This window comes from Lelliottia sp. 7254-16 (genome assembly GCF_002922995.1).
Taxonomy (GTDB): Bacteria; Pseudomonadota; Gammaproteobacteria; order Enterobacterales; family Enterobacteriaceae; genus Enterobacter; species Enterobacter jeotgali.
Genome location: NZ_PQVS01000010.1, coordinates 61,951 through 84,773 on the forward strand (window position 1 = coordinate 61,951; position 22,823 = coordinate 84,773).

General features: G+C 58.1%; 24 protein-coding genes and 1 other annotated feature (1 of these 25 running past the window's edge). Of the genes, 18 read left to right on the forward strand and 6 right to left on the reverse strand.

Going from position 1 to position 22,823, the window contains the following annotated elements:
* Nucleotides 1-57 (forward strand) — a sequence feature (ROSE (Repression Of Heat Shock gene Expression) occurs in the 5'-region of heat shock genes and acts as an RNA thermometer to modulate expression.); it begins 16 nt to the left of the window's first position.
* The 3 genes from ibpA to C3708_RS14265 all read left to right on the forward strand — a co-directional run bounded on the left by ibpA (nt 51) and on the right by C3708_RS14265 (nt 2,895).
* Nucleotides 51-461 (forward strand): small heat shock chaperone IbpA, encoded by a 411-nt coding sequence (ibpA, locus tag C3708_RS14255; RefSeq protein ID WP_103947840.1) that lies wholly within the window; start codon nt 51-53, stop codon nt 459-461. Its footprint overlaps the feature before it by 7 nt.
* Before the next feature lie 135 nt (nt 462-596).
* Entirely contained in the window at nt 597-1,025 is a 429-nt protein-coding gene (gene ibpB, locus C3708_RS14260; protein WP_103947839.1) for a small heat shock chaperone IbpB, read from the forward strand.
* Nucleotides 1,026-1,233: 208 nt separating this feature from the next.
* On the forward strand, nt 1,234-2,895 hold the full coding sequence (locus C3708_RS14265) for a putative transporter (RefSeq protein ID WP_095279999.1): 1,662 nt from the start codon (nt 1,234-1,236) through the stop codon (nt 2,893-2,895).
* On the opposite strand, the gene C3708_RS14270 is transcribed toward C3708_RS14265, so the two are convergent.
* The gene (locus C3708_RS14270; protein WP_103950158.1) at nt 2,863-3,609 is read right to left on the reverse strand and encodes a GntR family transcriptional regulator; all 747 of its coding nucleotides are present in this window, start codon (nt 3,607-3,609) and stop codon (nt 2,863-2,865) included. The genes C3708_RS14265 and C3708_RS14270 overlap by 33 nt on opposite strands.
* A gap of 221 nt (nt 3,610-3,830) precedes the next feature.
* Between C3708_RS14270 and C3708_RS14275 the strand changes: the two genes are divergently transcribed.
* The 5 genes from C3708_RS14275 (at nt 3,831) to C3708_RS14295 (ending at nt 7,998) form a co-directional block, all read left to right on the forward strand.
* Complete coding sequence (locus C3708_RS14275; protein WP_103950157.1) at nt 3,831-5,447, forward strand: alpha-glucoside-specific PTS transporter subunit IIBC; 1,617 nt, start codon at nt 3,831-3,833, stop codon at nt 5,445-5,447.
* Nucleotides 5,444-6,766 carry a 6-phospho-alpha-glucosidase gene (locus C3708_RS14280; RefSeq protein WP_103950156.1) on the forward strand — a complete coding sequence of 441 codons (1,323 nt, stop codon included), beginning with the start codon at nt 5,444-5,446 and terminating at the stop codon, nt 6,764-6,766. Before C3708_RS14275 ends, C3708_RS14280 begins: the two co-directional genes overlap by 4 nt.
* Nucleotides 6,767-6,843: 77 nt before the next feature.
* Nucleotides 6,844-7,191 (forward strand): YidH family protein, encoded by a 348-nt coding sequence (locus tag C3708_RS14285; RefSeq protein ID WP_103950155.1) that lies wholly within the window; start codon nt 6,844-6,846, stop codon nt 7,189-7,191.
* Nucleotides 7,181-7,528: a DUF202 domain-containing protein gene (locus C3708_RS14290; protein ID WP_095280009.1), complete on the forward strand. Its 348-nt coding sequence runs from the start codon at nt 7,181-7,183 to the stop codon at nt 7,526-7,528. The genes C3708_RS14285 and C3708_RS14290 overlap by 11 nt, the downstream gene beginning before the upstream one ends.
* 152 nt (nt 7,529-7,680) lie before the next feature.
* The gene (locus C3708_RS14295) at nt 7,681-7,998 is read left to right on the forward strand and encodes a regulator (protein WP_217450063.1); all 318 of its coding nucleotides are present in this window, start codon (nt 7,681-7,683) and stop codon (nt 7,996-7,998) included.
* On the opposite strand, the gene dsdA is transcribed toward C3708_RS14295, so the two are convergent.
* Together dsdA and dsdX are read right to left on the reverse strand one after the other, a co-directional pair.
* Complete coding sequence (dsdA, locus tag C3708_RS14300) at nt 7,984-9,285, reverse strand: D-serine ammonia-lyase (RefSeq protein WP_103950154.1); 1,302 nt, start codon at nt 9,283-9,285, stop codon at nt 7,984-7,986. The two genes, C3708_RS14295 and dsdA, sit on opposite strands and share 15 nt — an antisense overlap.
* Nucleotides 9,286-9,302: 17 nt before the next feature.
* Nucleotides 9,303-10,640, reverse strand: a complete 1,338-nt coding sequence (dsdX, locus tag C3708_RS14305; RefSeq protein ID WP_103947833.1) for a D-serine transporter DsdX — start codon at nt 10,638-10,640, stop codon at nt 9,303-9,305.
* A 215-nt stretch (nt 10,641-10,855) separates the two neighbouring features.
* Between dsdX and dsdC the strand changes: the two genes are divergently transcribed.
* Nucleotides 10,856-11,782 carry a DNA-binding transcriptional regulator DsdC gene (gene dsdC / locus C3708_RS14310; RefSeq protein ID WP_103950153.1) on the forward strand — a complete coding sequence of 309 codons (927 nt, stop codon included), beginning with the start codon at nt 10,856-10,858 and terminating at the stop codon, nt 11,780-11,782.
* An 86-nt stretch (nt 11,783-11,868) separates the two neighbouring features.
* Nucleotides 11,869-12,957 carry a cellulase family glycosylhydrolase gene (locus C3708_RS14315; protein WP_103950152.1) on the forward strand — a complete coding sequence of 363 codons (1,089 nt, stop codon included), beginning with the start codon at nt 11,869-11,871 and terminating at the stop codon, nt 12,955-12,957.
* Here C3708_RS14315 and emrD read toward each other — a convergent pair.
* From emrD to C3708_RS23730, 3 genes are all read right to left on the reverse strand, one after another.
* Nucleotides 12,860-14,044 (reverse strand): multidrug efflux MFS transporter EmrD, encoded by a 1,185-nt coding sequence (emrD, locus tag C3708_RS14320; protein WP_095284134.1) that lies wholly within the window; start codon nt 14,042-14,044, stop codon nt 12,860-12,862. The genes C3708_RS14315 and emrD overlap by 98 nt on opposite strands.
* 230 nt (nt 14,045-14,274) lie before the next feature.
* Entirely contained in the window at nt 14,275-14,364 is a 90-nt protein-coding gene (gene tisB, locus C3708_RS14325; RefSeq protein ID WP_095280019.1) for a type I toxin-antitoxin system toxin TisB, read from the reverse strand.
* Between the two features lie 89 nt (nt 14,365-14,453).
* Nucleotides 14,454-14,618 carry a hypothetical protein gene (locus C3708_RS23730; protein WP_158251369.1) on the reverse strand — a complete coding sequence of 55 codons (165 nt, stop codon included), beginning with the start codon at nt 14,616-14,618 and terminating at the stop codon, nt 14,454-14,456.
* Nucleotides 14,619-14,887: 269 nt separating this feature from the next.
* Here C3708_RS23730 and ivbL point away from each other — a divergent pair, with 269 nt between their 5' ends.
* The 8 genes from ivbL (at nt 14,888) to C3708_RS14365 (ending at nt 22,725) form a co-directional block, all read left to right on the forward strand.
* Nucleotides 14,888-14,986 carry an ilvB operon leader peptide IvbL gene (gene ivbL / locus C3708_RS14330; protein ID WP_100778255.1) on the forward strand — a complete coding sequence of 33 codons (99 nt, stop codon included), beginning with the start codon at nt 14,888-14,890 and terminating at the stop codon, nt 14,984-14,986.
* 102 nt (nt 14,987-15,088) lie between these two features.
* The gene (gene ilvB / locus C3708_RS14335) at nt 15,089-16,777 is read left to right on the forward strand and encodes an acetolactate synthase large subunit (protein ID WP_103950151.1); all 1,689 of its coding nucleotides are present in this window, start codon (nt 15,089-15,091) and stop codon (nt 16,775-16,777) included.
* 3 nt (nt 16,778-16,780) lie between these two features.
* Nucleotides 16,781-17,068 carry an acetolactate synthase small subunit gene (ilvN, locus tag C3708_RS14340; protein ID WP_095280025.1) on the forward strand — a complete coding sequence of 96 codons (288 nt, stop codon included), beginning with the start codon at nt 16,781-16,783 and terminating at the stop codon, nt 17,066-17,068.
* A 135-nt stretch (nt 17,069-17,203) separates the two neighbouring features.
* Entirely contained in the window at nt 17,204-17,797 is a 594-nt protein-coding gene (uhpA, locus tag C3708_RS14345) for a transcriptional regulator UhpA (protein WP_095280027.1), read from the forward strand.
* Nucleotides 17,794-19,293: a signal transduction histidine-protein kinase/phosphatase UhpB gene (gene uhpB, locus C3708_RS14350; RefSeq protein ID WP_103950150.1), complete on the forward strand. Its 1,500-nt coding sequence runs from the start codon at nt 17,794-17,796 to the stop codon at nt 19,291-19,293. The genes uhpA and uhpB overlap by 4 nt, the downstream gene beginning before the upstream one ends.
* Nucleotides 19,294-19,302: 9 nt before the next feature.
* On the forward strand, nt 19,303-20,631 hold the full coding sequence (locus tag C3708_RS14355) for an MFS transporter (RefSeq protein ID WP_103950149.1): 1,329 nt from the start codon (nt 19,303-19,305) through the stop codon (nt 20,629-20,631).
* A 137-nt stretch (nt 20,632-20,768) separates the two neighbouring features.
* Nucleotides 20,769-22,160, forward strand: a complete 1,392-nt coding sequence (gene uhpT / locus C3708_RS14360) for a hexose-6-phosphate:phosphate antiporter (protein ID WP_103947827.1) — start codon at nt 20,769-20,771, stop codon at nt 22,158-22,160.
* A 112-nt stretch (nt 22,161-22,272) separates the two neighbouring features.
* Nucleotides 22,273-22,725 (forward strand): DUF1198 domain-containing protein, encoded by a 453-nt coding sequence (locus C3708_RS14365; protein ID WP_103950148.1) that lies wholly within the window; start codon nt 22,273-22,275, stop codon nt 22,723-22,725.
* The last annotated feature ends 98 nt before the right edge of the window (nt 22,726-22,823 follow it).

A 22,823-nucleotide genomic window follows, 5' to 3' on the forward strand; every position in this document is an offset into this window, starting at 1 on the left:
GTCCATGGTGGAAGGCAAATATTACTCGCTGATTTCAGGAGCTTTGATTTATGCGTAATTTCGATTTTTCCCCGCTGTACCGTTCAGCCATTGGTTTCGATCGCCTGTTCAACCATATAGAAAATAACCAAAGCCAGGGTAACGGTTACCCTCCATACAACGTTGAGCTGGTAGACGAAAACCACTACCGCATCGCGATTGCCGTCGCCGGTTTCGCCGAAAGCGAACTGGAAATCACCGCGCAGGACAACCTGCTGGTGGTGAAAGGGGCGCATACCGCAGAGCAGAAAGAGCGTACCTACCTTTATCAGGGTATCGCGGAGCGCAACTTCGAGCGCAAATTCCAGTTAGCCGAGAACATCCACGTTCACGGTGCGAACCTGGTTAACGGCCTGCTGTTTATCGATCTGGAACGCGTGATTCCAGAAGAGAAAAAACCGCGCCGTATCGAAATCAACTAATTAAGCGGGTCGCTTATGCGGCCCATCCAGAACTTGCTTGCCGTAATGGGAGCAGATGCGAATCCATCAGGATTTGCAGGAACAACTGCGCACAAAATAACTGCGCTTAACTCGCTTCTTAGAAGGAGAATAACCATGCGTAACTACGACTTATCCCCTCTGCTGCGTCAGTGGATTGGCTTTGACAAACTGGCTAACGCTCTGCAAAGCACCGCTGAACAACAAAGTTTTCCGCCGTACAACATCGAAAAAAGCGATGACAACCACTATCGCATCACGCTGGCGCTGGCCGGGTTCCGTCAGGAGGATCTCGATATCCAGCTCGAAGGTACGCGCCTTACTGTAAAAGGCACGCCAGAAAAACCGCAAACCGAGACACAGTGGCTGCATCAGGGCCTGGTCACTCAGCCATTTAGCCTGAGCTTTACCCTGGCCGACCATATGGAAGTTTCCGGTGCGACCTTTACCAACGGGCTGTTGCATATCGATCTGACGCGTAACGTTCCGGAAGCGCTGGCCCCGCAGAAAATCGCGATCAGCGAGCGTCCGGCGTTGAATAGCTAATACGTTGTGTTGCTCTTCTCCCTCTCCCTGTGGGAGAGGGCCGGGGTGAGGGCACCAGACCGCACCTCCCCTGGGCCCGCGCAAGCGGGCAAAACAAACGACTCAGCCCCGCTTCGGCGGGGCTTTTTTGTGCGCCATCACCCATACATTCCCCGCAACCTCTGCGAGAATCCACTCAATCACTAAGGATATGCGCAGGGAAAAGGTCATGAGTGATATCGCGTTAACGGTTAGCGTGTTGGCCCTGGTTGCGGTGGTTGGGCTGTGGATTGGCAATATTAAAATCCGCGGTGTCGGATTTGGCATTGGCGGGGTGCTGTTTGGCGGCATTTTTGTCGGCCATTTCGCCGATCAGCTTGGGCTGACGCTCAGCGCGGAAATGCTGCACTTCATTCAGGAATTCGGCCTGATCCTCTTCGTCTACACCATCGGCATTCAGGTTGGCCCTGGGTTTTTCGCCTCCCTTCGTGTCTCCGGCCTGCGCCTGAATCTCTTTGCCCTCGGCATTGTAGTAATGGGCGGTCTCGTCACCGCCATTTTGCACAAACTCTTCGAAATTCCGCTTCCGGTGGTACTGGGGATTTTCTCCGGCGCAGTCACCAACACGCCAGCGCTGGGAGCTGGGCAGCAAATCCTGCGCGATCTGGGCATTGCCCCTGGCGCGGTGGATCAGATGGGGATGAGCTACGCGATGGCCTACCCGTTCGGAATTTGCGGCATTCTGCTGACCATGTGGCTGGTGCGCGTGCTGTTTCGCATCAACGTCGATGACGAGGCGAAAAAGCATGAATCCACGATTACCAACGGCCACATGCTGATTAAAACTATCAACATTCGCGTCGAAAACCCCAATCTCAACCATATGGCGATTCAGGATGTGCCGATCCTGAACAGCGTTAATATCATCTGTTCGCGCCTGAAACGCGACGAGATGCTGATGGTACCGTCGCCTGGCACGGTGATTCAGCTCGGCGATTTACTGCATCTGGTGGGGCAGCCCGGCGATCTGCACAGCGCTCAGCTGGTGATCGGTCAGGAGGTCGACACTTCGCTCTCGACGCGCGGAACCGACATGCGCGTCGAGCGCGTGGTGGTCACCAACGAGCAGGTTTTAGGCAAAAAAATCCGCGATCTGCAGGTAAAAGAGCGCTATGACGTGGTGATATCACGCCTCAATCGCGCGGGCATCGAACTGGTCGCCAGCCCGGATGCCAGCCTGCAGTTCGGCGATATCCTCAATCTGGTGGGTCGCCCGTCCTCCATCGATGCCGTCGCCGATATGGTCGGCAACGCGCAGCAGAAATTGCAGCAGGTGCAGATGCTGCCGGTGTTTATCGGCATTGGGCTCGGCGTGCTGCTTGGCTCGATTCCGCTGTATGTGCCCGGCTTCCCGGTAGCGTTGAAACTCGGTCTGGCGGGCGGTCCGCTGATTATGGCGCTGATTCTGGGGCGTATCGGCTGCATCGGGAAACTGTACTGGTTCATGCCGCCGAGCGCGAATCTGGCCCTCCGCGAGCTGGGGATTGTGCTGTTTCTGTCGGTGGTGGGGCTAAAATCCGGCGGCGATTTTATCCACACCCTGACGCAGGGCGAGGGAATCAGCTGGATTGGCTACGGGATTGTCATCACGGCGGTTCCGCTGTTGACGGTCGGGATTCTGGCGCGGATGTTGGCGAAGATGAACTACCTGACGCTGTGCGGGATGCTGGCCGGGTCGATGACCGATCCGCCCGCGCTGGCTTTCGCCAATAACCTGCACGCCACCAGCGGCGCGGCGGCGCTCTCTTATGCCACCGTCTATCCGCTGGTGATGTTCCTGCGCATTATCACCCCGCAGCTACTGGCCGTGCTGTTCTGGGGGATAGGCTAAAAGTTCGTCCGGGTGGATGCGCCGCAGATGGTAGTCCACCTGATAATCGCTGGTGTTTCGGAACATCACCGAATAATTAAGGAACTCGCCGCTGTCGTTGTAGGAAAGGGAGGTTATGCGCAGCAGCGGCGTCTGTTCCGGTAAGTTCATCAAACTCGCCATCTGGCGGTCCGCCAGCACCGGCGTCAGGCTCTCGTAATTCCCGCTGATGGTGATCCCGCACTCCTTCTCGATGTAGTCAAACTTCGACCCCTCAAGATGCGCCAGCGACAGGTTGCGAAACAGCTTCACGGGCATAAAGCTGTCCTCCAGCATCAGCGGCTTTCCTTCAACGTAACGCACCCGGCGCGAAAAGTAGATCCGCTCATCAATCTGGATGCGCAGCTGGCTGGCGATAGCGGGCGGGGCAGGCATCACTTCAAACTGCAACACCTTGCTCTGGACCTCTTTTCCCTGCTGGCGCAGCACCTCCACCAGCCCGGTCAGATTGGTGGTTTCGTGGTGCACGTCTTTGCGCGCCACAAAGGTGCCGCTGCCGTGACGGCGCACCACCAGCCCCCAGCCGACCAGCAAATCGATGGCCTTGCGAACGGTCATTCGCGCCACGCCAAACTCCTGCGCCAGCGCTTTTTCGCCGGGCAGCGGGCTACCGACGTTGTAATCAGATGAATTGAGCCGCAGACGTAATCTGTCGGCTATGGATTTGTAGATCACCTGTAGACCTCTCTGCACTGATTCATGCGGGCATCGCGTCTTAACATGTCCATATTTTGAACTGAAAGTAGACCTCAGTGAGCAAATTAAAACCATGAATGCGATCACGGAACGCAGCGGGACGCGGTGTTAGCCGATGAGTAACTTCTTATCCTCAGTTCAGGCCAGCACAAAACCAATAAGGCCAAACCCCCTACAGGTTGTTACATGAGGATTTAAAGATGCTCAGTCAAATACAACGTTTTGGCGGCGCCATGTTTACCCCGGTGCTGTTGTTCCCTTTCGCGGGCATGGTGGTCGGAATCGCCATCATGCTGCGCAATCCGCTTTTTGTGGGCGAAGCCTTAACCGCACCCGATCATCTGTTCGCGCAAATCGTCCACATTATTGAAGAGGGCGGCTGGGCGGTCTTTCGTAATATGCCGCTGATTTTCGCCGTCGGTTTACCGATTGGTCTGGCAAAACAGGCGCAGGGCCGAGCCTGTCTGGCGGTGCTGATTAGCTTCCTGACCTGGAACTACTTTATTAACGCGATGGGCATGACCTGGGGTCAGTTCTTTGGCGTGAACTTCATGGCTGAACCGACGGCGGGCAGCGGGCTGGCGATGATTGCCGGGATCAAAACCCTCGACACCAGCATCATCGGTGCGATTGTGATTTCCGGGCTGGTGACGGCCATCCACAACCGCTATTTCGATAAACAGCTGCCGGTCTTCCTGGGCATCTTCCAGGGCACCTCGTTCGTGGTGATCATCGCCTTCTTCGTGATGATTCCGTGCGCCTGGCTGACCCTGCTCGGCTGGCCAAAAGTGCAGATGGGCATCGAGTCGTTGCAGGCGTTTTTACGCTCTGCCGGGGCGCTGGGCGTGTGGGTTTATACCTTCCTGGAACGCATTCTGATCCCAACCGGCCTGCATCACTTCGTCTACGGTCCGTTTATTTTCGGCCCGGCGGCGGTGGAAGGCGGCATCCAGGTTTACTGGGCGCAGCATTTACAAGAGTTCAGCCAGAGCACCCTGCCGCTGAAAACCCTGTTCCCGGAAGGCGGTTTTGCCCTGCACGGTAACTCGAAAGTGTTCGGCTCCGTCGGGATTGCGCTGGCGCTGTGGTACACCGCGTCGCCGGAAAACCGCGTCAAAGTGGCGGGCCTGCTGATCCCGGCCACCCTCACCGCGATGCTGGTGGGGATCACCGAACCGCTGGAATTTACCTTCCTGTTTATCTCCCCGCTGCTGTTCGCCGTTCACGCGGTGCTGGCGGCAACGATGGCGACCGTGATGTACATCTTCGGCGTGGTCGGCAACATGGGCGGCGGTCTGCTCGACCAGTTCCTGCCGCAAAACTGGATCCCGATGTTCCACAACCATGCCTCGATGATGTTCACCCAGATTGGCATCGGCGTGTGCTTCACCGGACTTTACTTCCTGGTCTTTAAGACGCTGATCGAACGCTTCAACCTGAAAACGCCGGGTCGCGAAGAGAGTGAAATCAAACTCTACAGCAAAGCCGATTACCAGGCCGCGCGCGGGCAAACCACCGTCGCCGCCAATACCAGCTCGGGCCAGGCGGAAGGCTATCTGCAGGCGCTCGGCGGGGCAGGCAATATCGAAAGCATCAACAACTGCGCCACCCGACTGCGTATCGCTCTGATCGACATGAGCAAAACGCAAAGTGACGACGTTTTCAAAGCCCTTGGCGCCCACGGCGTGGTGCGTCGCGGCAACGGGATTCAGGTGATTGTCGGGCTGCACGTGCCACAGGTGCGCGACCAGCTTGAATCCCTGATGAACACTCCTTCTTTGACCCCATCATCTACCCTGACAGAGGCTGTATCATGAAAAAATTCTCAGTTGTTATCGCAGGCGGCGGCAGTACTTTCACTCCGGGTATCGTCCTGATGTTACTGGCGAATCGCGATCGCTTCCCGCTGCGCGCTCTCAAGTTCTATGACAATGACGGTGCACGTCAGGAAACCATCGCCGAGGCGTGCAAAATCATCCTTCAGGAGCAGGCCCCGGACATCGACTTCAGCTACACCACTGACCCTAAAGCGGCGTTTACGGACGTGGACTTTGTGATGGCGCATATCCGCGTCGGCAAATACCCGATGCGCGAAAAAGATGAAAAAATCCCACTGCGTCACGGCGTACTGGGCCAGGAAACCTGCGGACCGGGCGGGATCTCCTACGGCATGCGCTCTATTGGCGGCGTGCTGGAGCTGGTGGATTACATGGAGAAATACTCCCCGAACGCGTGGATGCTCAACTACTCCAACCCGGCGGCGATCGTCGCTGAAGCGACGCGCCGTCTGCGTCCGCAGGCCAAAATCCTCAACATCTGCGATATGCCCATCGGCATTGAAGGACGGATGGCGCAGATTGTTGGCCTGAAAGATCGCAAAGAGATGCGCGTGCGCTACTACGGCCTGAACCACTTCGGCTGGTGGACGTCGATTGAAGATCTGAACGGGAACGATTTGATGCCGAAACTACGCGAATACGTAGCGAAACACGGCTATGTGCCGCCCTCTGACGATGTACACACTGAAGCCAGCTGGAACGACACCTTCGCGAAGGCAAAAGACGTGCAGGCGCTCGACCCGGACACCATGCCGAATACCTACCTGAAATATTACTTCTTCCCGGACTACGTGGTGGCGCACTCCAACCCGGAACGCACCCGCGCCAACGAAGTGATGGATCACCGTGAGAAGCACGTCTTTAGCTCTTGTCGTGCGATCATCGAAGCCGGGAAATCTTCCGCCGGTGAGCTGGAGATCGACGAACATGCGTCGTACATCGTCGATCTGGCGACCGCCATCGCCTTCAACACCCAGGAGCGGATGCTGCTGATTGTGCCAAACAACGGCGCTATCCATAACTTCGATTCTGATGCGATGGTCGAAATCCCGTGCCTGGTCGGCAAAAACGGCCCTGAACCACTGACCGTTGGCGACATTCCGCACTTCCAGAAAGGGCTGATGGGACAGCAGGTTGCGGTGGAAAAACTGGTGGTCGACGCATGGGAAGAGCGCTCCTACACCAAACTCTGGCAGGCGATTACGCTGTCTAAAACCGTGCCGAGCGCTTCGGTTGCCAAAGCCATCCTCGACGATCTGATTGAGGCCAACAAAGACTACTGGCCTGAATTGCATTAATCCCGCCGACCGGCATCCCAGATGCCGGTCAATTTACGCTATGCTGAAGCCTGCTTGCGGAATGACAAGGAGCCTTCATGAAAATTTCCCAGCTGGGCGAAGCACCGGACTATCGGTTTTCTCTCGCCAATGAACGCACATTTCTGGCATGGATTCGCACCGCGCTGGGCTTTCTCGCCGCGGGCGTCGGGCTGGACCAACTCGCCCCGGATTTTGCCACTCCTCTGATTCGCGAAGTGCTGGCGCTGCTGCTGTGTCTGTTCGCCGGTGTGCTGGCGATCTACGGTTATCTGCGCTGGCTGCGCAATGAAAAGGCGATGCGCCTCAAGCAGGATCTGCCCTACACGCGCGGGCTGCTGGCGATCAGCGTGATTTTACTGACGGTAGCAGGCGTGGTGATGGTGCTGGTGTTCTATGGCGGATAGTCGCAAAGCGCGGCGTGAAGCCGACCCCGGCCTGCAGCCTGAACGCACGTCGCTGGCCTGGCTGCGCACGCTGCTCGGCTACGGCGCGTTGATTGCGCTGGCGATTAAACACAACTGGCACCGCACCGGTCTGCCGTTCTGGATCTCGCTGGTGGTGCTGGCGCTGGTGGCGACCATTCTCTGGCGCTACACCCGCAGCCGCAATTTAATGGACGTGAATCGCAATGATTTCGTGCAGCCGAAAGCGGTGCGTGACAAATTCTTGATCTCTCTCGCAGTACTCTCCCTCGCATTACTGTTTGCTGTAACGCACCTACAGCAAATTCTGAATTTTTAGGGTCGTCAATGACAGGATGCCACGAAAGTATCCGTGTGGTTGCGGTGGATAGCTGCAACGCGCGTGAGCCAGGGAGGGTTTATCAGGCGTTACGTCAGAGCGGAAGTAAAAACCTCCATTTTTTACCCCAGACCGCGGGCGAAAAGCCGGTTATGCCTGAGATTTGGGGCCAGTTTTTAACGCAAATTTTTGCGATGTGGGTTCGGGAAGATATCGGGCAGATTTCAGTTCGCCTCTTTGACGACACGCTGAATGGCTGGTGCGGGAAAGAGATGTGCCAGAAGAAAGCGCTGGTGAAATGCCAGACTTGCCCTGGCCGCCGCCTGTGCACGGCGGCCAATGACGATGAGTTGTGTCAGGGATATCTGGCATTTTATGACTACAGCGCACCCTTTATGAAAGTGATGCGCGATTTGATGAAACAGAACCGCCCAGCGGAAGAGTTAATGGCCCTTTTAAGACAGAAGTGACGCGCGGCCCTTCGCCAGATATTTCGCCATCTCCTCTTCCGGCACCATTCCGCCGCCGGTTGCCCAGACGAGGTGGGTCGCATTGGCGGAAACAGGCACGCGCACCGGCCCGGCCATGCCCGCCAGCGCCGACGGCTCAAGACGGATGCTCTCCTCCTGCGCCAGCCAGCCCAGCATGTCGTACATGCTCTGATCGGACAGGGTATAGAACCCGTCCAGCAGGCGTTCCATCGCGCGGCCGACAAACCCGGACGCACGCCCTACCGCCAGACCGTCCGCCGCCGTGACGTTATCGATCCCCAGATCCTGCACCGCAATCTCATCGTGCAAACCGGTATATACCCCCAGCAACATGCACGGCGAATGGGTCGGCTCGGCGAAGAAACAGTGAACGTTATCGCCAAAGGCCAGTTTCAAGCCAAACGCCACGCCGCCAGGGCCACCGCCCACGCCGCACGGAAGATAAACATACAGCGGATGATCCGCATCCACCACGCGCCCCTGCTCGGCAAACTGCGCTTTCAGGCGCTCACCTGCAACGGCATAACCTAAAAAGAGCGTGCGGGAGTTTTCGTCGTCGATAAAGAAGCAGTTCGGATCGCTCTCGGCGGCCTTGCGCCCTTGCTCCACCGCCACGCCGTAATCCTGCTCGTACTCCACCACTTCAACGCCGTGGCTGCGCAGTTTGGCCTTTTTCCACTCGCGGGCATCGGCCGACATATGCACCGTCACCTTAAAGCCAACGCGGGCGCTCATGATGCCAATCGACATCCCGAGGTTGCCCGTCGAGCCAACGGCGATGCTGTACTGGCTGAAAAAGTCCTTGAAGCGCGGCTCCAGCAGAACGCTGTAATCGTCGGTGAGCGACAGCATGCCCGCTTCCAGCGCCAGTTGTTCGGCGTGGGTCAGCACTTCATAGATCCCGCCGCGCGCTTTGATGGAGCCAGAAATTGGCAGATGACTGTCTTTTTTCAGCAGCAATGTGCCGTTAATCGGCGTCGTAAATTCCTTCGCCAGTCGGCTCTGCATGGCAGGAATAGACACCACGTCGGACTCGATAATGCCGTTTTTAGCGGCGGTTTCCGGGAACGCTTTCGCCAGGTAAGGCGCAAAACGCGCCAGGCGAGCGTGGGCATCCTTCACATCCGCCTGCGTCAGCCCGACGTACGGCAACCCTTCGGCAAGCGAGGTGGTGCGCGGGTTAAACCAGGTGGTCTCTTTCAGCGCCATCAGATCCTCTACCAGAGGAAATTGGGCGGTTAAGGTGGTGATGTTTGCGTTTTCCATAGTACGTCTCTTCGCGCTTAGATAATGAAAGAAAGCAGGAACGTGCAGCCAAGTGCAAGTACCGAGGCGATAAATGTCGCCGTTGTATAGTATTTGAAAGTCTCATTCAGGGTCGCGCCGCAGTATTGCTTCACTAGCCAGAACAGAGAATCCGTCACGATCGTGCAGCCAATAGCGCCGGAACCGATGGCAATGGCGATAATCTCCGGGCTAACATTGGGATAGAGCGGCAGCATCGGGGCCACAATCGCCGTCGCCCCCATCATCGCCACGGTGGCGGAACCGACCGCCGCATGCAGAATCAACGCCACTAGCCACGCCAGCAGAATCGGGTGCATGTGCATATTCGATAAAATCAGCGCCAGGGTATCGGCCAGCCCGCTGGTTTTGAGGATGGCGTTAAACGCCCCGCCCGCACCGATGATCAGCAGGATGTTGGCAATTGAACCAAAGCCGGTTTCCGTGTGCTTCAGTAGGGCGCTCATGCCGATATGCTGGCGAATCCCGAGCAGGTAATAGGCCACAAACACGGCGATAAACATGGCGGTGATCGGGTTGCCGATAAATTCCAGCAGCGTGTACAGCGAGCCAGTTTTGGCCATGTTCAGCTCGGCGATGGTTTTTACCAGCATCAGGCCAATCGGCAGTAGAACGGTAAACAGCGTGGCACCCAGCGTCGGCAGCGTGTGTTCTTCGCGCACTTTCAGGTCAGAAAACTCCGCCGGAACCGGCTTGAACGGCAGGCGGTCGCCGAGCAGTTTCAGGAACAGAGGGCCGCCCACCAGGGACGCCATCAGCCCGACCATCAGACCGTAAACAATCACCGTCCCCACGTCCGCGCCCAGTTTGTTGGTCACAAACAGCGCCGCCGGGTGCGGAGGCACCACGCAGTGCACTGCCATCAGCGCGGTACACAGCGGGATCGCCAGTTTAAGCAGCGAGGTTTGGGTCTTTTTGGCAATCGAAAACGCCAGCGGGATCAGCAATACCACGCCCACTTCGACAAACAGCGTGATACCGCAGATCAGCCCAACCAGCACCATAATCACGTCGGCGGAGAGCCAGCGGCAGCGCTGGAGCGTCAGGCCGATGCGCTCCGCCGCGCCGGACACTTCCATCATTTTGCCGAGAATGGTGCCCAGGCCAATCACCGCTGCGAGGAATCCCAGCGTGCCGCCGATGCCGCTCTCAATGGCGTTGACCATATCCAGCGGGCTCATGCCCATCATCGCGCCGACAAAAAAGCTCGCCAGCAGCAGCGCCAGAAACGGGTGAAACTTCAGTTTTACGATGGTTAATACAATCAACACGATGCTTGCCAGCAGCGTCGCCACAACCCACATCTGAGATCCCATATCTCACCTCACCCTTAAGTTATCTGCGGCTATTGGACGAAAAAACGGCATCGGCTGACAAACGATATAAATTGCCGTTCAGGTGAGCCAGATTGGATCAAGTGAGTGACGTCGTTCTAAAAAGCGCACTTATTACGGGGTTGGTTCACATAAATTCATCCAGAAGCGGTATTCTGGGCGCAGTGAAATGAGTCTGGAGAGAGAAAAAAGTCGCCATGAACGATGAGAACGAGGTCGGAAATCGCCTGCTGAACGGCTGGCAGCTGTCGAAAATGTACACCTTTGAAGTGGCAGCCCGGCACGAGTCCTTCGCGCTGGCGGCGGAAGAGTTGTCGCTCAGCCCGAGCGCCGTCAGCCATCGCATTAACCTGCTGGAAGAGGAGCTGGGCATTCAGCTGTTCGTCCGCTCGCACCGCAAGGTGGAACTGACGCCGGAGGGAAAACGCGTGTTCTGGGCGCTGAAATCGTCGCTGGATACCCTGAATCAGGAGATCCTCGACATCAAAAATCAGGCGCTCTCCGGCACGCTGACCGTCTATTCGCGCCCGTCTATCGCCCAATGCTGGCTGGTTCCCATGCTCGGGGATTTCACCCGCCGCTATCCGTCGATCTCCCTGACCATTCTGACAGGCAACGATTATCCGAATATGCAGCGAACGGGTATCGATCTGGCGCTCTATTTCGACGATACGCCGCCCACTCAGCTTTCTCACCACTTCCTGATGGACGAGGCGATCCTGCCGGTCTGCACCCCGGAATACGCGCGCGAGCATGAGCTGATAAAAAACCCCGATAATCTCCGTCATTGCACGTTGTTGCATGACCGACAGGCGTGGAGCAATGACTCTGGTACCGACGAATGGTTTGGCTGGGCGCAGCACTTTGCGGTGAATCTGCCGCCATCGTCGGGTATTGGTTTCGATCGTTCGGATTTAGCGGTTATCGCGGCAATGAATCACGTTGGCGTGGCGATGGGGCGTAAACGGCTGGTGCAAAAACGCCTTGAGCGTGGGGAATTGATCGCGCCGTTCGGCGATAAAACCCTGAAATGCCATCAGCACTACTACGTCTCGACCCTCTCCGGCAGGCAGTGGCCCAAAATTGATGCCTTTATCGCCTGGCTAAAAAGTCAGGTGGGATGAAGAATTATTACGCTTCGCCTCTACACCAAACGGCGAAAAGCGTGCTAAATACAGCCTATTGCTTTCGATTTTTCGCAAGGTTAACCGTGTTAAAGCCTTTGATCGCCGCTGCGCTGATTTTCTCCTCTGGCTGGGTGTTTGCCGCTGAGCCTCCGCTGACGGCTGCGCGCTACGCGCAGCAACTCGGCGTGGGTATCGACGTGGACTGGGCGCGCACCGAGCGGGGCATTCGTGAGTTCGACCCGCTGGAAGTGCGTGATTTTAAGGCCAAGGGCTTTACCCATGTGCGGATTCGCGTGGCCGGTGAGCCTACCGAAGCGCGGCTGATTCACCTGCGCAAACTGGTGGAAGCCTGCGACCAGTACGGCGTGATCCCGGTCATTGCCTATCAGGCGGATGAGTACAAAAACGACCCGAAAGCGGATAACGAAAAAGAGGTGGTGAACTGGTGGATTGCTGTGGCGCACTACTTTGAGAAAAGCTCGCCGCTGCTCGGGTTTGACCTGATCTACGAGCCGGCGGACAAGCTGAATCACAACATCGCGTCCCTCAACCGCGTCTACGATAAAACGATCAAAGCGATTCACGCCATCGATGCCGATCGCATGATTTTCGTCGCCCCGCGCCTGCGCGCAGCCCCGGAAGATCTCGCCAGCCTCAGGCTACCTGCTCATAGCCAAAACTATGTCCTGGCCGAGTGGCACATCTTCCCGTGGGGACCGCTCAAGAACAACGGTAAATACCCGTGGACGTCAGGCACCGCCGCCGAGAAATCGGCGATTCGCAGCCGGATCAATACCGCCCTGCGCTGGCAGCAAAAAACCGGACACGTGAGCTGGGTTGGCGGCTGGGGCGTGGGAGAATCCAGCCGCGTGACGCCGACGGCACCGCAGATGGCATTCGCCAGTTTTATGGCCTGCGAGCTGCAAAAAGCCAAAATCCCGTACGCGATTAACGCAGATTTCCAGTTTTACGACGGGGAAGAAGGGGCGTGGCGAGCGGGGCCAGAGCCGTTGCTACAGGCCATGCTCGCCCCGGTGTGCGAAAAGCCCGACGAGAAGCCGGGCCATCATGTGATTAAATCGTCTGCTCGTGATGCGGCTCACGCGACGCCAGCGGCAGCCAGCACAGCAAAATCAGCAGCCCCATCAGGGTCATCAGCAGGCCAAGGCTAGCCTGACCGGTTTGCGGCATCATGGCGGAGAGCCAGGCCAGCGCGCCGGAACCGATGTTTTGCAGCCCACCGACCAGTGCGCCCGCAGTGCCTGCGAGGAACGGGAATGGCTCCATCGCGCCGCTGGTCGCCAGCGGGAAGAGCATCCCCGCGCCGAAGAAGAACAGTGCAGCCGGGATCAGCAGCGTCCAGACGGTCATCACGCCGAGCAGCCCCGGAACCCACATCATCACGCCAGCCAGCAGGCAGCTCATCACCGACTGCCACATCAGGGTGGAAAAACGTTTGTTTGGGCGACCGGCAAACCACGCGCCGAAGAACGCCGCAGGGATAGGCAGAATAAACAGAATACTCACCACCATGCTGCTCAGCCCCAGGCCCGCGCCGAGTAACACGCCAGAACAGGCTTCAAACACCGCAATCCCCGCCAGACCGCCAATCAGCATCAGCAGATAACAGGTGAATGCCCCGTTGCCGAACAGCGTTTTGTAGTTGGCGATAAGCTTCGTGCGCGGTGCACCCGTCGGGCGCGTTTCCGGCATCCAGCGCGCCATGCTGAAGGTGACGATAATGCACAGCACCAGCAGGAAAGCGTAACAGGCGCGCCACGACCAGATGCTGTCCAGCACCCCGCCAATCAGCGGAGCCAGCAGCGGGCTGACCAGAATACCCATATTCAGCAGGCTGTTGGCATGGCGAAGCTGCGAGCCTTCGTACAAATCGCGCGGCAACGTTCGCGCCATCACCCCGCCGACGCCGGTCCCCATGCCCTGCAAGGCGCTGGCAGCAATCAGAATTGTCAGGTTGTGGGTAGTCATCGCAATCACCGTGGCGATCATGAAAATCGTCATACCGACCAGGATAACCGGGCGGCGTCCGACGCGGTCAGACAGCGGACCGTAGAACAGCTGCGAGACGCCGTAAGTCAGCAAATAGGCGGCCATCACGCTCTGCACCGCGCCTTCGCGGACGCTGAGCTCCTTCGCCATGTCTGCAATCGCCGGGATATAAATGGTCTGCGCCATCTGACCGACGGCCACCAGTAACACCAGCATCAACAGTAAATTAACGTTCCTTTGCTTTTTCATGTCGCTGAATACTTTTGCAAAAAGAGATAAATAAAGAATAAGTGACTGCGCATTACCATAAATGCGCGAGGAATCTACCACAAAGAGATGACAAATTAAGCATCTCTGAGGTGAATGGTTGAACGAAAACAGGCAGGATTTGTAAACGATCTCGGCAACTTATGTTGCCACTGTGCAGATGTTAAAGAGGGGCGGTTGCCCGCCCCTCTCTGGTGCGACTTGAACCCGATTTACCGCAGGTATTTCAGGACAGCATCAAGCAGTTGCAGTACTGCAACAATGAGTTTCAGGATAAGAATGATCGTATCCACGACGCCCATACGCGCCTCCTTCTGGCAGAAGGAGCACGATGCTGGCGTACCTCTCCGCCGCCTGTTGCCAGCACCTTTGTTGACGTAACACAGTGTGCTCATTTGGGGGTTAAGGCACTGACGGCACCACCCGTTTCAGCCAGGACTTCGTTGCGCCGGTGTACTGCTTGCGGCCCCCGTAACTCACTGCGAACAAAATCAGTATAGATAAATACTGGATGCATGAACAGTATTTTATCGACAAATCCGACGGGCTGATCCATACTCAGATTCATCAAAAAAGAAGCCTAAAATTGCGCGTTCGTGGCCGATCGCGTATACTTCTTGCGTTGACGTAACACAGTGTGTTCGCGGAAACCAACCGCAAACCCTGAAAAAAAACCTCGCTCCGGCGGGGTTTTTTGTTTTCATCACTCGACAAACGAAACGTGATCCCTGACGCAAATTCAGGTGGATGAAAATATTTCCATTGTCAGGATCTGAAACCTGTGTTTGTATAAATTCTATCAATGATTCTAAACACAGGTCCTCAATGACAACTTCCATGATGGCGTCGACCCTACTAAAAACTGCGCAACCTGCCGCAGTGGTCGTCGTACGTGTGGTGGTGGTCGTCGGCAACGCGCCGTAGGGACTGGATCAACACACGAATCCAAAACCCCGCCGGCGCAAACCGGCGGGGTTTTTAGTTTAAGCCTCCCGGAAAGTCGGCTCAGAACAAAAGGACTGGAGCATGGCAAGTTCGGGCACAACATCTGGCAAGACGCGTTTTACCGGCGCGCAATTAATCGTTCATTTACTGGAACGTCAGGGTATTACCATTGTTTCGGGTATTCCGGGCGGTACGGTACTGCCGCTGTATGACGCGTTAAGTCAAAGCACGCAGATCCGCCACGTTCTGGCGCGCCACGAGCAGGGGGCCGGATTTATCGCCCAGGGCATGGCGCGAACTCAGGGCAAACCCGCCGTCTGTATGGCCTGTAGCGGACCGGGCGCTACCAACCTGGTCACCGCGATTGCCGACGCACGCCTCGACTCCATTCCGCTGATTTGCATTACCGGCCAGGTTCCTTCGTCGATGATTGGCACCGATGCGTTTCAGGAAGTCGACACCTACGGCATCTCTATCCCCATCACCAAGCACAACTATTTAGTTCGCGATATCGCCGAGTTACCTCAGGTGATCGCCGATGCGTTCCGCATTGCGCAATCCGGTCGCCCAGGCCCGGTGTGGATAGACATTCCTAAGGACGTGCAAACCGCTGAAATCGACATCGAGACGTTCCCGGAGCCGGGTGACCGCGCTCCCGCGCCAGCATTCAGCGCCCAAAGCGTGCAAGATGCCGCCGCGATGATCAACGCAGCGATTCGCCCGGTGCTCTATCTGGGCGGCGGGGCGATTAACGCCTCTGAACAGGTGCGTGAGTTTGCCGAAAAAGCGAATCTGCCGACCACAATGACCTTGATGGCGCTGGGTATGCTGCCGAAAGCACACCCGCTCTCATTGGGCATGCTGGGGATGCACGGCGCGCGCAGCACCAACTTTATTCTGCAAGAGTCTGATTTACTGATCGTTCTTGGCGCACGTTTTGATGACCGGGCGATTGGCAAAACCGAGCAGTTCTGCCCGAACGCGAAAATCATTCACGTCGATATCGACCGCGCCGAGCTGGGTAAAATCAAACAGCCGCACGTGGCGATTCAGGGCGATGTGAGCGAAGTGTTGGCTCAACTGATTCCGCAAACCCACGCTACCGACCACGCCGAATGGCGCTCCCTGGTTTCTCAACTGCAACAGGAGTTCCCGAGCGCCATCCCAACCGAAGGTGACCCACTGAGCCATTACGGCCTGATTAACGCCGTCGCCTCCTGCGTGGATGACAGCGCCATTATCACCACCGACGTCGGCCAGCATCAGATGTGGACCGCCCAGGCCTATCCGCTGAACCGTCCGCGCCAGTGGCTGACCTCCGGCGGCCTGGGGACGATGGGCTTCGGCCTGCCTGCCGCCGTGGGTGCGGCGCTGGCGAACCCGGATCGCAAGGTGATTTGCTTCTCCGGTGACGGCAGCCTGATGATGAATATTCAGGAGATGGCGACGGCGGCGGAAAACCAGCTCGACGTGAAAATCATCCTGATGAACAACGAAGCGCTGGGCCTGGTGCATCAGCAGCAGAGCCTGTTCTACAAGCAGGGCGTGTTCGCCGCGACCTATCCGGGGACGATCAACTTTATGCAGATTGCCGCCGGTTTTGGCCTGCACACCTGCGATCTGAACGCCGAAGAGGACGCGCAGGCCGCCCTGCAGGCGGCGATTTCCCGTCCTGGCCCGGCGCTGATTCACGTGCGTATCGACCCAGAACAAAAAGTGTATCCAATGGTCCCGCCGGGTGCGGCCAATACTGAGATGGTGGGAGAATAAGCCATGCAAAAACAATACGATAACGTCATTCTCGAACTCACCGTCCGCAACCACCCTGGCGTCATGACCCACGTCTGTGGCCTGTTCGCACGCCGCGCGTTCAACGTCGAAGGCATTCTGTGTCTGCCGATTCAGGGCAGCGATCAGAGCCGCATCTGGCTACTGGTGAACGACGACCAGCGCCTCGAGCAGATGATGGCGCAAATCGACAAACTGGAAGACGTTACCAAAGTGGTGCGCAACCAGTCCGATCCGACCATGTTTAATAAAATTGCGGTGTTTTTTGAGTAAATCGCTCAAGGCTTGAACGGCAACGCGCTTATCGTTAAGGTAAGCGGCTTTGCCGTAAAGCACTGCGCTGGACATTGCCGTTGTCGGCCTGACAAGCGCAGCGCCATCAGGCGTTTCAGGCATCAGGACACCCACATGACCACCATCGCCCTTATCGACGACCATCTTATCGTCCGCTCCGGTTTTGCCCAGTTGCTGAGCCTGGAGGCGGACTTTCAGGTCGTGGCTGAATTCGGTTCAGGCCGCGAGGCACTGGCCGGACTGCCGGGGCGCGGGGTGCAGGTGTGCATTTGCGATATCTCGATGCCGGACCTCTCCGGGCTTGAGCTGCTCAGCCAGCTGCCGAAAGGGATGGCGACGATCATGCTCTCGGTGCACGACAGCCCGGCGCTGGTCGAACAGGCGCTCAACGCCGGGGCGCGCGGGTTTCTCTCTAAACGCTGCAGTCCGGACGAGCTGATATCTGCCGTGCGCACCGTTGCCACGGGCGGGTGCTATCTCACCCCCGATATCGCTATCAAGCTCGCCGCCGGACGCCAGGACCCGCTAACCAAACGCGAACGACAGGTGGCGGAAAAACTGGCGCAGGGGATGGCGGTAAAAGAGATCGCCGTCGAGCTGGGCCTGTCACCGAAAACCGTTCATGTCCATCGCGCCAATCTTATGGAAAAACTCGGCGTCAGCAATGACGTCGAGCTGGCCCGCCGCATGTTTGACGGCTGGCAATGAGTCCTTACTTCTCGCGGCTGGTCTCTGTGGTCGCCAGCTTTTTTATCTTCTCCGCCGCCTGGTTTTGCCTGTGGAGCATCAGCCTGCATCTGGTCGAGCGCCCGGAGCTGGCGGTGCTGCTGTTTCCGTTTGGCCTGCGTCTGGGGCTGATGCTGCAATGTCCGCGCGGCTACTGGCCCGTTTTGCTCGGCGCCGAGTGGATCATGCTGGTGTGGCTGGCGCAGGAAGTGGCGCTGGCGCATCTCCCATTATTGATGATCGGGGGCGTGCTAACGCTGCTCCCGGTGGCGCTGATTTCCCGCTATCGCCATCAGCGCGACTGGCGCACGCTGCTGCGTCAGGGCGGGGCGCTGATCGCCGCTGCGCTGTTGCAGTCTCTGCCGTGGATCGGCAAACCCGACACTCTCACGGCCCTGCTGCTGACCCTCACCGGCGGGCTGACGCTGGCCCCGACCTGCCTGGTTATCTGGCACTATCTCACCAGCACCGTCTGGCAACCGCTCGGCCCGGCGCTGGTCTCCCAGCCGGTGAACTGGCGCGCGCGGCACCTCATCTGGTATCTGCTACTGTTCGTGGTCAGCCTGTGGTTACAGCTGGGCCTGCCGGCGGAACTCTCCCGTTTTACGCCGTTCTGCCTGGCGCTGCCGATTATCGCCCTGGCCTGGCACTACGGCTGGCAGGGGGCGCTGATCGCCACCCTGATGAACGCCATCGCCCTGATTGCCAGCCAGACGTGGCACGATCATCCCGTCGATTTACTCCTCTCGCTGCTGGCGCAAAGCCTGACCGGGCTGCTGCTGGGTGCGGGGATTCAGCGCCTGCGTGAGTTGAACCAGTCCCTGCAAAACGAGCTGGCCCGCAACCGCCGTCTGGCGGAGCGGTTACTGGAAACCGAAGAGAGCGTGCGCCAGGAAGTGGCGCGCGAACTGCACGACGATATCGGCCAAACCATCACCGCCATTCGCACTCAGGCGGGGATTGTTCAGCGGCTGGCCCCGGAAAATATCGGCGTCCGCCAGGGCGGGGCGCATATCGAACAGCTCTCGCTCGGCGTGTATGATTCCGTGCGTCGTCTGCTGGGTCGACTGCGCCCGCGCCAGCTGGACGATCTCTCCCTTGAGCAGGCGGTGCGTTCTCTGATGCGCGAGATGGAGCTGGAAGGAAGGGGCATCGTCAGCCACATCGACTGGGCGATTGACGAATCGGGGCTAAGCGAAAGCCAGCGCGTGACCCTGTTCCGCGTCTGCCAGGAGGGGCTGAACAATATCGTCAAACACGCCAGCGCCAGCGCAGTAACGCTTCAGGGCTGGCAGCAGGACGACCGCCTGATGCTGGTTCTTGAAGATGACGGCTGCGGCCTGCCGCCCGGCTCTGGCCAGCAGGGTTTTGGCCTGGCGGGAATGCGTGAGCGCGTCACAGCGCTCGGCGGAACGCTGACGATCTCCTGCACCCACGGCACTCGCGTCAGCGTGAATTTGCCGCTGCGTTACTCGTAAGGACCGACGATGTTTACCTTTCTGAAAACGCCCGCCAGCGCCGCACCGATTGGCGACAAACAGGAGATCGATGCGCGCTACCGCTACTGGCGACGCCATATCCTGACCACCATCTGGCTGGGTTACGCCCTGTTCTACTTCACCCGTAAAAGTTTCAACGCCGCCGCGCCGGAAATTCTCGCCAGCGGTGTAATGACGCGCACAGACATCGGCCTGCTGGCGACGCTGTTTTACATCACCTACGGCCTGTCGAAATTTTTCTCCGGGATCGTCAGCGACCGCTCCAACGCCCGGTATTTCATGGGATTAGGGCTGATCACCACCGGGGTGGTGAATATCCTGTTTGGTTTTTCCACCTCGCTGTGGGCCTTCGCTCTGCTGTGGGCGCTGAACGCCTTTTTCCAGGGCTGGGGCGCGCCCGTCTGCGCGCGTCTGCTCACCGCCTGGTACTCCCGCAACGAGCGCGGCGGTTGGTGGGCGATCTGGAACACCGCCCATAACGTCGGCGGGGCGCTGATCCCTATCGTGGTGGGTGCGGCAGCGCTGCACTACGGCTGGCGCGCCGGGATGATGATTGCCGGAACGCTGGCGATTTTCGCCGGGCTGTTCCTGTGCTGGCGCCTGCGCGACCGGCCTGAAACCGTCGGCCTGCCGCCGGTTGGCGACTGGCGTCATGACGAGATGGAGATCGCCCAGCAACAGGAGGGCGCGGGCCTGACGCGCAAGGAGATCCTCACCAAATACGTGCTCCTGAACCCGTATATCTGGCTGCTTTCTCTGTGCTACGTGCTGGTCTACGTGGTGCGCGCGGCGATCAACGACTGGGGCAATCTGTACATGTCCGAGACGCTGGGCGTCGATCTGGTGACCGCCAACTCGGCGGTGACGATGTTTGAGCTGGGCGGATTTATCGGCGCGCTGGTGGCGGGCTGGGGATCGGACAAACTGTTTAATGGCAACCGCGGCCCGATGAACCTAATTTTTGCCGCCGGGATTTTACTCTCCGTCGGCTCGCTGTGGCTGATGCCATTCGCCAGCTACGTGATGCAGGCGGCGTGCTTTTTCACCACCGGATTCTTCGTCTTCGGCCCGCAGATGCTAATCGGCATGGCGGCGGCGGAGTGTTCGCACAAAGAGGCCGCGGGTGCGGCGACCGGGTTTGTCGGCCTGTTTGCCTATCTCGGCGCGTCCCTTTCCGGCTGGCCGCTGGCGCGAGTGATCGACATCTGGCACTGGAGCGGTTTTTTCGCAGTGATCGCCATCGCGGCGGGGATTTCTGCCCTGCTGTTGCTGCCGTTTTTGAACGCTCAGGCTCCGCGCGAGACTCACGAAGCGTGATACGCCTCACCTTTTTGCCCCGAGTGGGGCAAAACTAGGAAATTTTCTCGGTTTCGCCTGGACGCTGTCTCAGGCCAACGCGACTGCTGATTTTTACAATGCCTGCCATTCGCAGGTATTCATATCAGGAGTTTTTGATGCTGGCCTTTCTCAACCAGGTGCGCAAGCCGACCCTGGATCTGCCGCTCGAGATGCGGCGCAAAATGTGGTTCAAGCCGTTCATGCAGTCCTACCTGGTGGTCTTCATCGGCTACCTGACCATGTACCTGATCCGCAAAAACTTCAACATCGCCCAGAACGACATGATCTCCACCTACGGGCTGAGCATGACGCAGCTGGGGATGATTGGCCTCGGTTTCTCGATCACTTACGGTGTTGGCAAAACCCTGGTCTCCTATTACGCCGACGGTAAAAACACCAAGCAGTTCCTGCCGTTTATGCTGATCCTCTCCGCCATCTGTATGCTCGGCTTTAGCGCCAGCATGGGCGCGGGCTCCGTCAGCCTGTTTATGATGATCGCTTTCTACGCCCTGAGCGGTTTCTTCCAGAGTACCGGCGGGTCGTGCAGCTACTCGACGATCACCAAATGGACGCCGCGCCGCAAGCGCGGAACCTACCTCGGTATGTGGAACATTTCCCACAACCTCGGCGGGGCGGGTGCGGCAGGCGTGGCGCTGTTCGGCGCCAACTTCCTGTTCGACGGTCACGTCATCGGCATGTTTATCTTCCCGTCGATTATCGCCCTGATTGTCGGCTTTATCGGCCTGCGCTACGGCAGCGACTCCCCGGAATCCTACGGTCTGGGCAAAGCGGAAGAGCTGTTTGGCGAAGAGCTGAGCGAAGAGGACAAAGAGGCCGAAGACGAGTCGATGACCAAATGGCAGATCTTTGTTGAGTACGTGCTGAAAAACAAAGTCATCTGGCTGCTGTGCTTCTCCAATATCTTCCTGTACGTGGTGCGTATCGGTATCGACCAGTGGTCCACCGTGTATGCCTTCCAGGAGCTGAAACTCTCCAAAGAGGTGGCGATTCAGGGCTTTACCCTGTTTGAAGTCGGTGCGCTGGTCGGCACGCTGCTGTGGGGCTGGCTCTCGGATCTGGCGAATGGACGTCGTGCGCTAGTGGCCTGCGTGGCGCTGGCGCTGATCATCGCGACGTTAGGGGTGTATCAGCACGCCAGCAATCAGTACATTTACCTCGCGTCCCTGTTCGCACTTGGTTTCCTGGTGTTTGGCCCACAGCTGCTGATCGGTGTTGCGGCGGTTGGATTTGTGCCGAAAAAAGCGATCGGCGCTGCCGATGGGATCAAAGGCACCTTCGCCTATCTGATCGGTGACAGCTTCGCCAAACTGGGTCTCGGGATGATCGCCGACGGCACGCCAGTCTTCGGCCTGACCGGCTGGGCGGGCACCTTCGCCGCGCTGGACGCCGCCGCTATCGCCTGTATCTGCCTGATGGCGATGGTCGCAGTGATGGAAGAGCGCAAAATCCGTCGTGAAAAACGAATTCAGAAATTGAAAGCTGCTTGATTGATTGTGCAGGTAACTTTTTGCCCGGCTTTGAGCCGGGCTTTTTTATGTCTGTTCCTGTCAGCCCCACGCGTTTCCCGATATCATGAGCGGCTTACATTAAGGAGAGCGCATGGTCTGGATAATGCTGGCCACCCTGGTTGTGGTGTTTGTTGTCGGGTTTCGCATTCTGACGTCCGATTCGCGCCGCGCGATCAAGCGACTGAGCGAACGCTTAGGGATTACGCCGGTGCCGCTGGAGTCGATGATTGACCAGTTTGGCAAAACCGCAGGCAATGAGTTTATCCGCTATCTGGAGCGACCGGACGAGGCCCATCTGCAAAACGCAGCGCAGGTGCTGCTCATCTGGCAGGTCTGCATCGTCGATGGCAGCGAAGAGAACCTGCACGCCTGGCACCGGATTTTGCGCAAAGCGCGCCTGGCGGCCCCCATCACCGACGCGCAGATCCGCCTGACGCTGGGTTTTATGCGTGAGATGGAGCCGGACCCGCAGGAGTTCAACGCCTTCCAGCTGCGCTATAACCAGTTGTTCCTGCCGGAAGGGGGCGTGTTCTTTTTGCACTGAGTTATTTCGCTGCGGCTTTCTGCCGGGCGGCGCTACGCTTGCACCGGCCTACAAGTCCTGTAGGCCCGGTAAGCGCAGCGCCACCGGGCACAAAAACC

Bases quoted from the DNA above. Each gene is read 5' to 3' on its own strand.
- C3708_RS14290 (WP_095280009.1), top strand. From the start codon at position 7,181: ATGGCGGATAGTCGCAAAGCGCGGCGTGAAGCCGACCCCGGCCTGCAG.
- ilvN (WP_095280025.1), top strand. From the start codon at position 16,781: ATGCAAAAACAATACGATAACGTCATTCTCGAACTCACCGTCCGCAAC.
- dsdX (WP_103947833.1), bottom strand. From the start codon at position 10,640: ATGGGATCTCAGATGTGGGTTGTGGCGACGCTGCTGGCAAGCATCGTG.
- uhpB (WP_103950150.1), top strand. From the start codon at position 17,794: ATGAGTCCTTACTTCTCGCGGCTGGTCTCTGTGGTCGCCAGCTTTTTT.
- uhpT (WP_103947827.1), top strand. From the start codon at position 20,769: ATGCTGGCCTTTCTCAACCAGGTGCGCAAGCCGACCCTGGATCTGCCG.
- C3708_RS14355 (WP_103950149.1), top strand. From the start codon at position 19,303: ATGTTTACCTTTCTGAAAACGCCCGCCAGCGCCGCACCGATTGGCGAC.
- C3708_RS23730 (WP_158251369.1), bottom strand. From the start codon at position 14,618: ATGGATCAGCCCGTCGGATTTGTCGATAAAATACTGTTCATGCATCCA.
- uhpA (WP_095280027.1), top strand. From the start codon at position 17,204: ATGACCACCATCGCCCTTATCGACGACCATCTTATCGTCCGCTCCGGT.
- ivbL (WP_100778255.1), top strand. From the start codon at position 14,888: ATGACAACTTCCATGATGGCGTCGACCCTACTAAAAACTGCGCAACCT.
- ibpA (WP_103947840.1), top strand. From the start codon at position 51: ATGCGTAATTTCGATTTTTCCCCGCTGTACCGTTCAGCCATTGGTTTC.
- C3708_RS14280 (WP_103950156.1), top strand. From the start codon at position 5,444: ATGAAAAAATTCTCAGTTGTTATCGCAGGCGGCGGCAGTACTTTCACT.
- C3708_RS14295 (WP_217450063.1), top strand. From the start codon at position 7,681: ATGCCTGAGATTTGGGGCCAGTTTTTAACGCAAATTTTTGCGATGTGG.
- dsdC (WP_103950153.1), top strand. From the start codon at position 10,856: ATGAACGATGAGAACGAGGTCGGAAATCGCCTGCTGAACGGCTGGCAG.
- C3708_RS14285 (WP_103950155.1), top strand. From the start codon at position 6,844: ATGAAAATTTCCCAGCTGGGCGAAGCACCGGACTATCGGTTTTCTCTC.
- C3708_RS14275 (WP_103950157.1), top strand. From the start codon at position 3,831: ATGCTCAGTCAAATACAACGTTTTGGCGGCGCCATGTTTACCCCGGTG.
- ibpB (WP_103947839.1), top strand. From the start codon at position 597: ATGCGTAACTACGACTTATCCCCTCTGCTGCGTCAGTGGATTGGCTTT.
- C3708_RS14265 (WP_095279999.1), top strand. From the start codon at position 1,234: ATGAGTGATATCGCGTTAACGGTTAGCGTGTTGGCCCTGGTTGCGGTG.
- tisB (WP_095280019.1), bottom strand. From the start codon at position 14,364: ATGGGCGTCGTGGATACGATCATTCTTATCCTGAAACTCATTGTTGCA.
- ilvB (WP_103950151.1), top strand. From the start codon at position 15,089: ATGGCAAGTTCGGGCACAACATCTGGCAAGACGCGTTTTACCGGCGCG.
- emrD (WP_095284134.1), bottom strand. From the start codon at position 14,044: ATGAAAAAGCAAAGGAACGTTAATTTACTGTTGATGCTGGTGTTACTG.
- C3708_RS14365 (WP_103950148.1), top strand. From the start codon at position 22,273: ATGGTCTGGATAATGCTGGCCACCCTGGTTGTGGTGTTTGTTGTCGGG.
- dsdA (WP_103950154.1), bottom strand. From the start codon at position 9,285: ATGGAAAACGCAAACATCACCACCTTAACCGCCCAATTTCCTCTGGTA.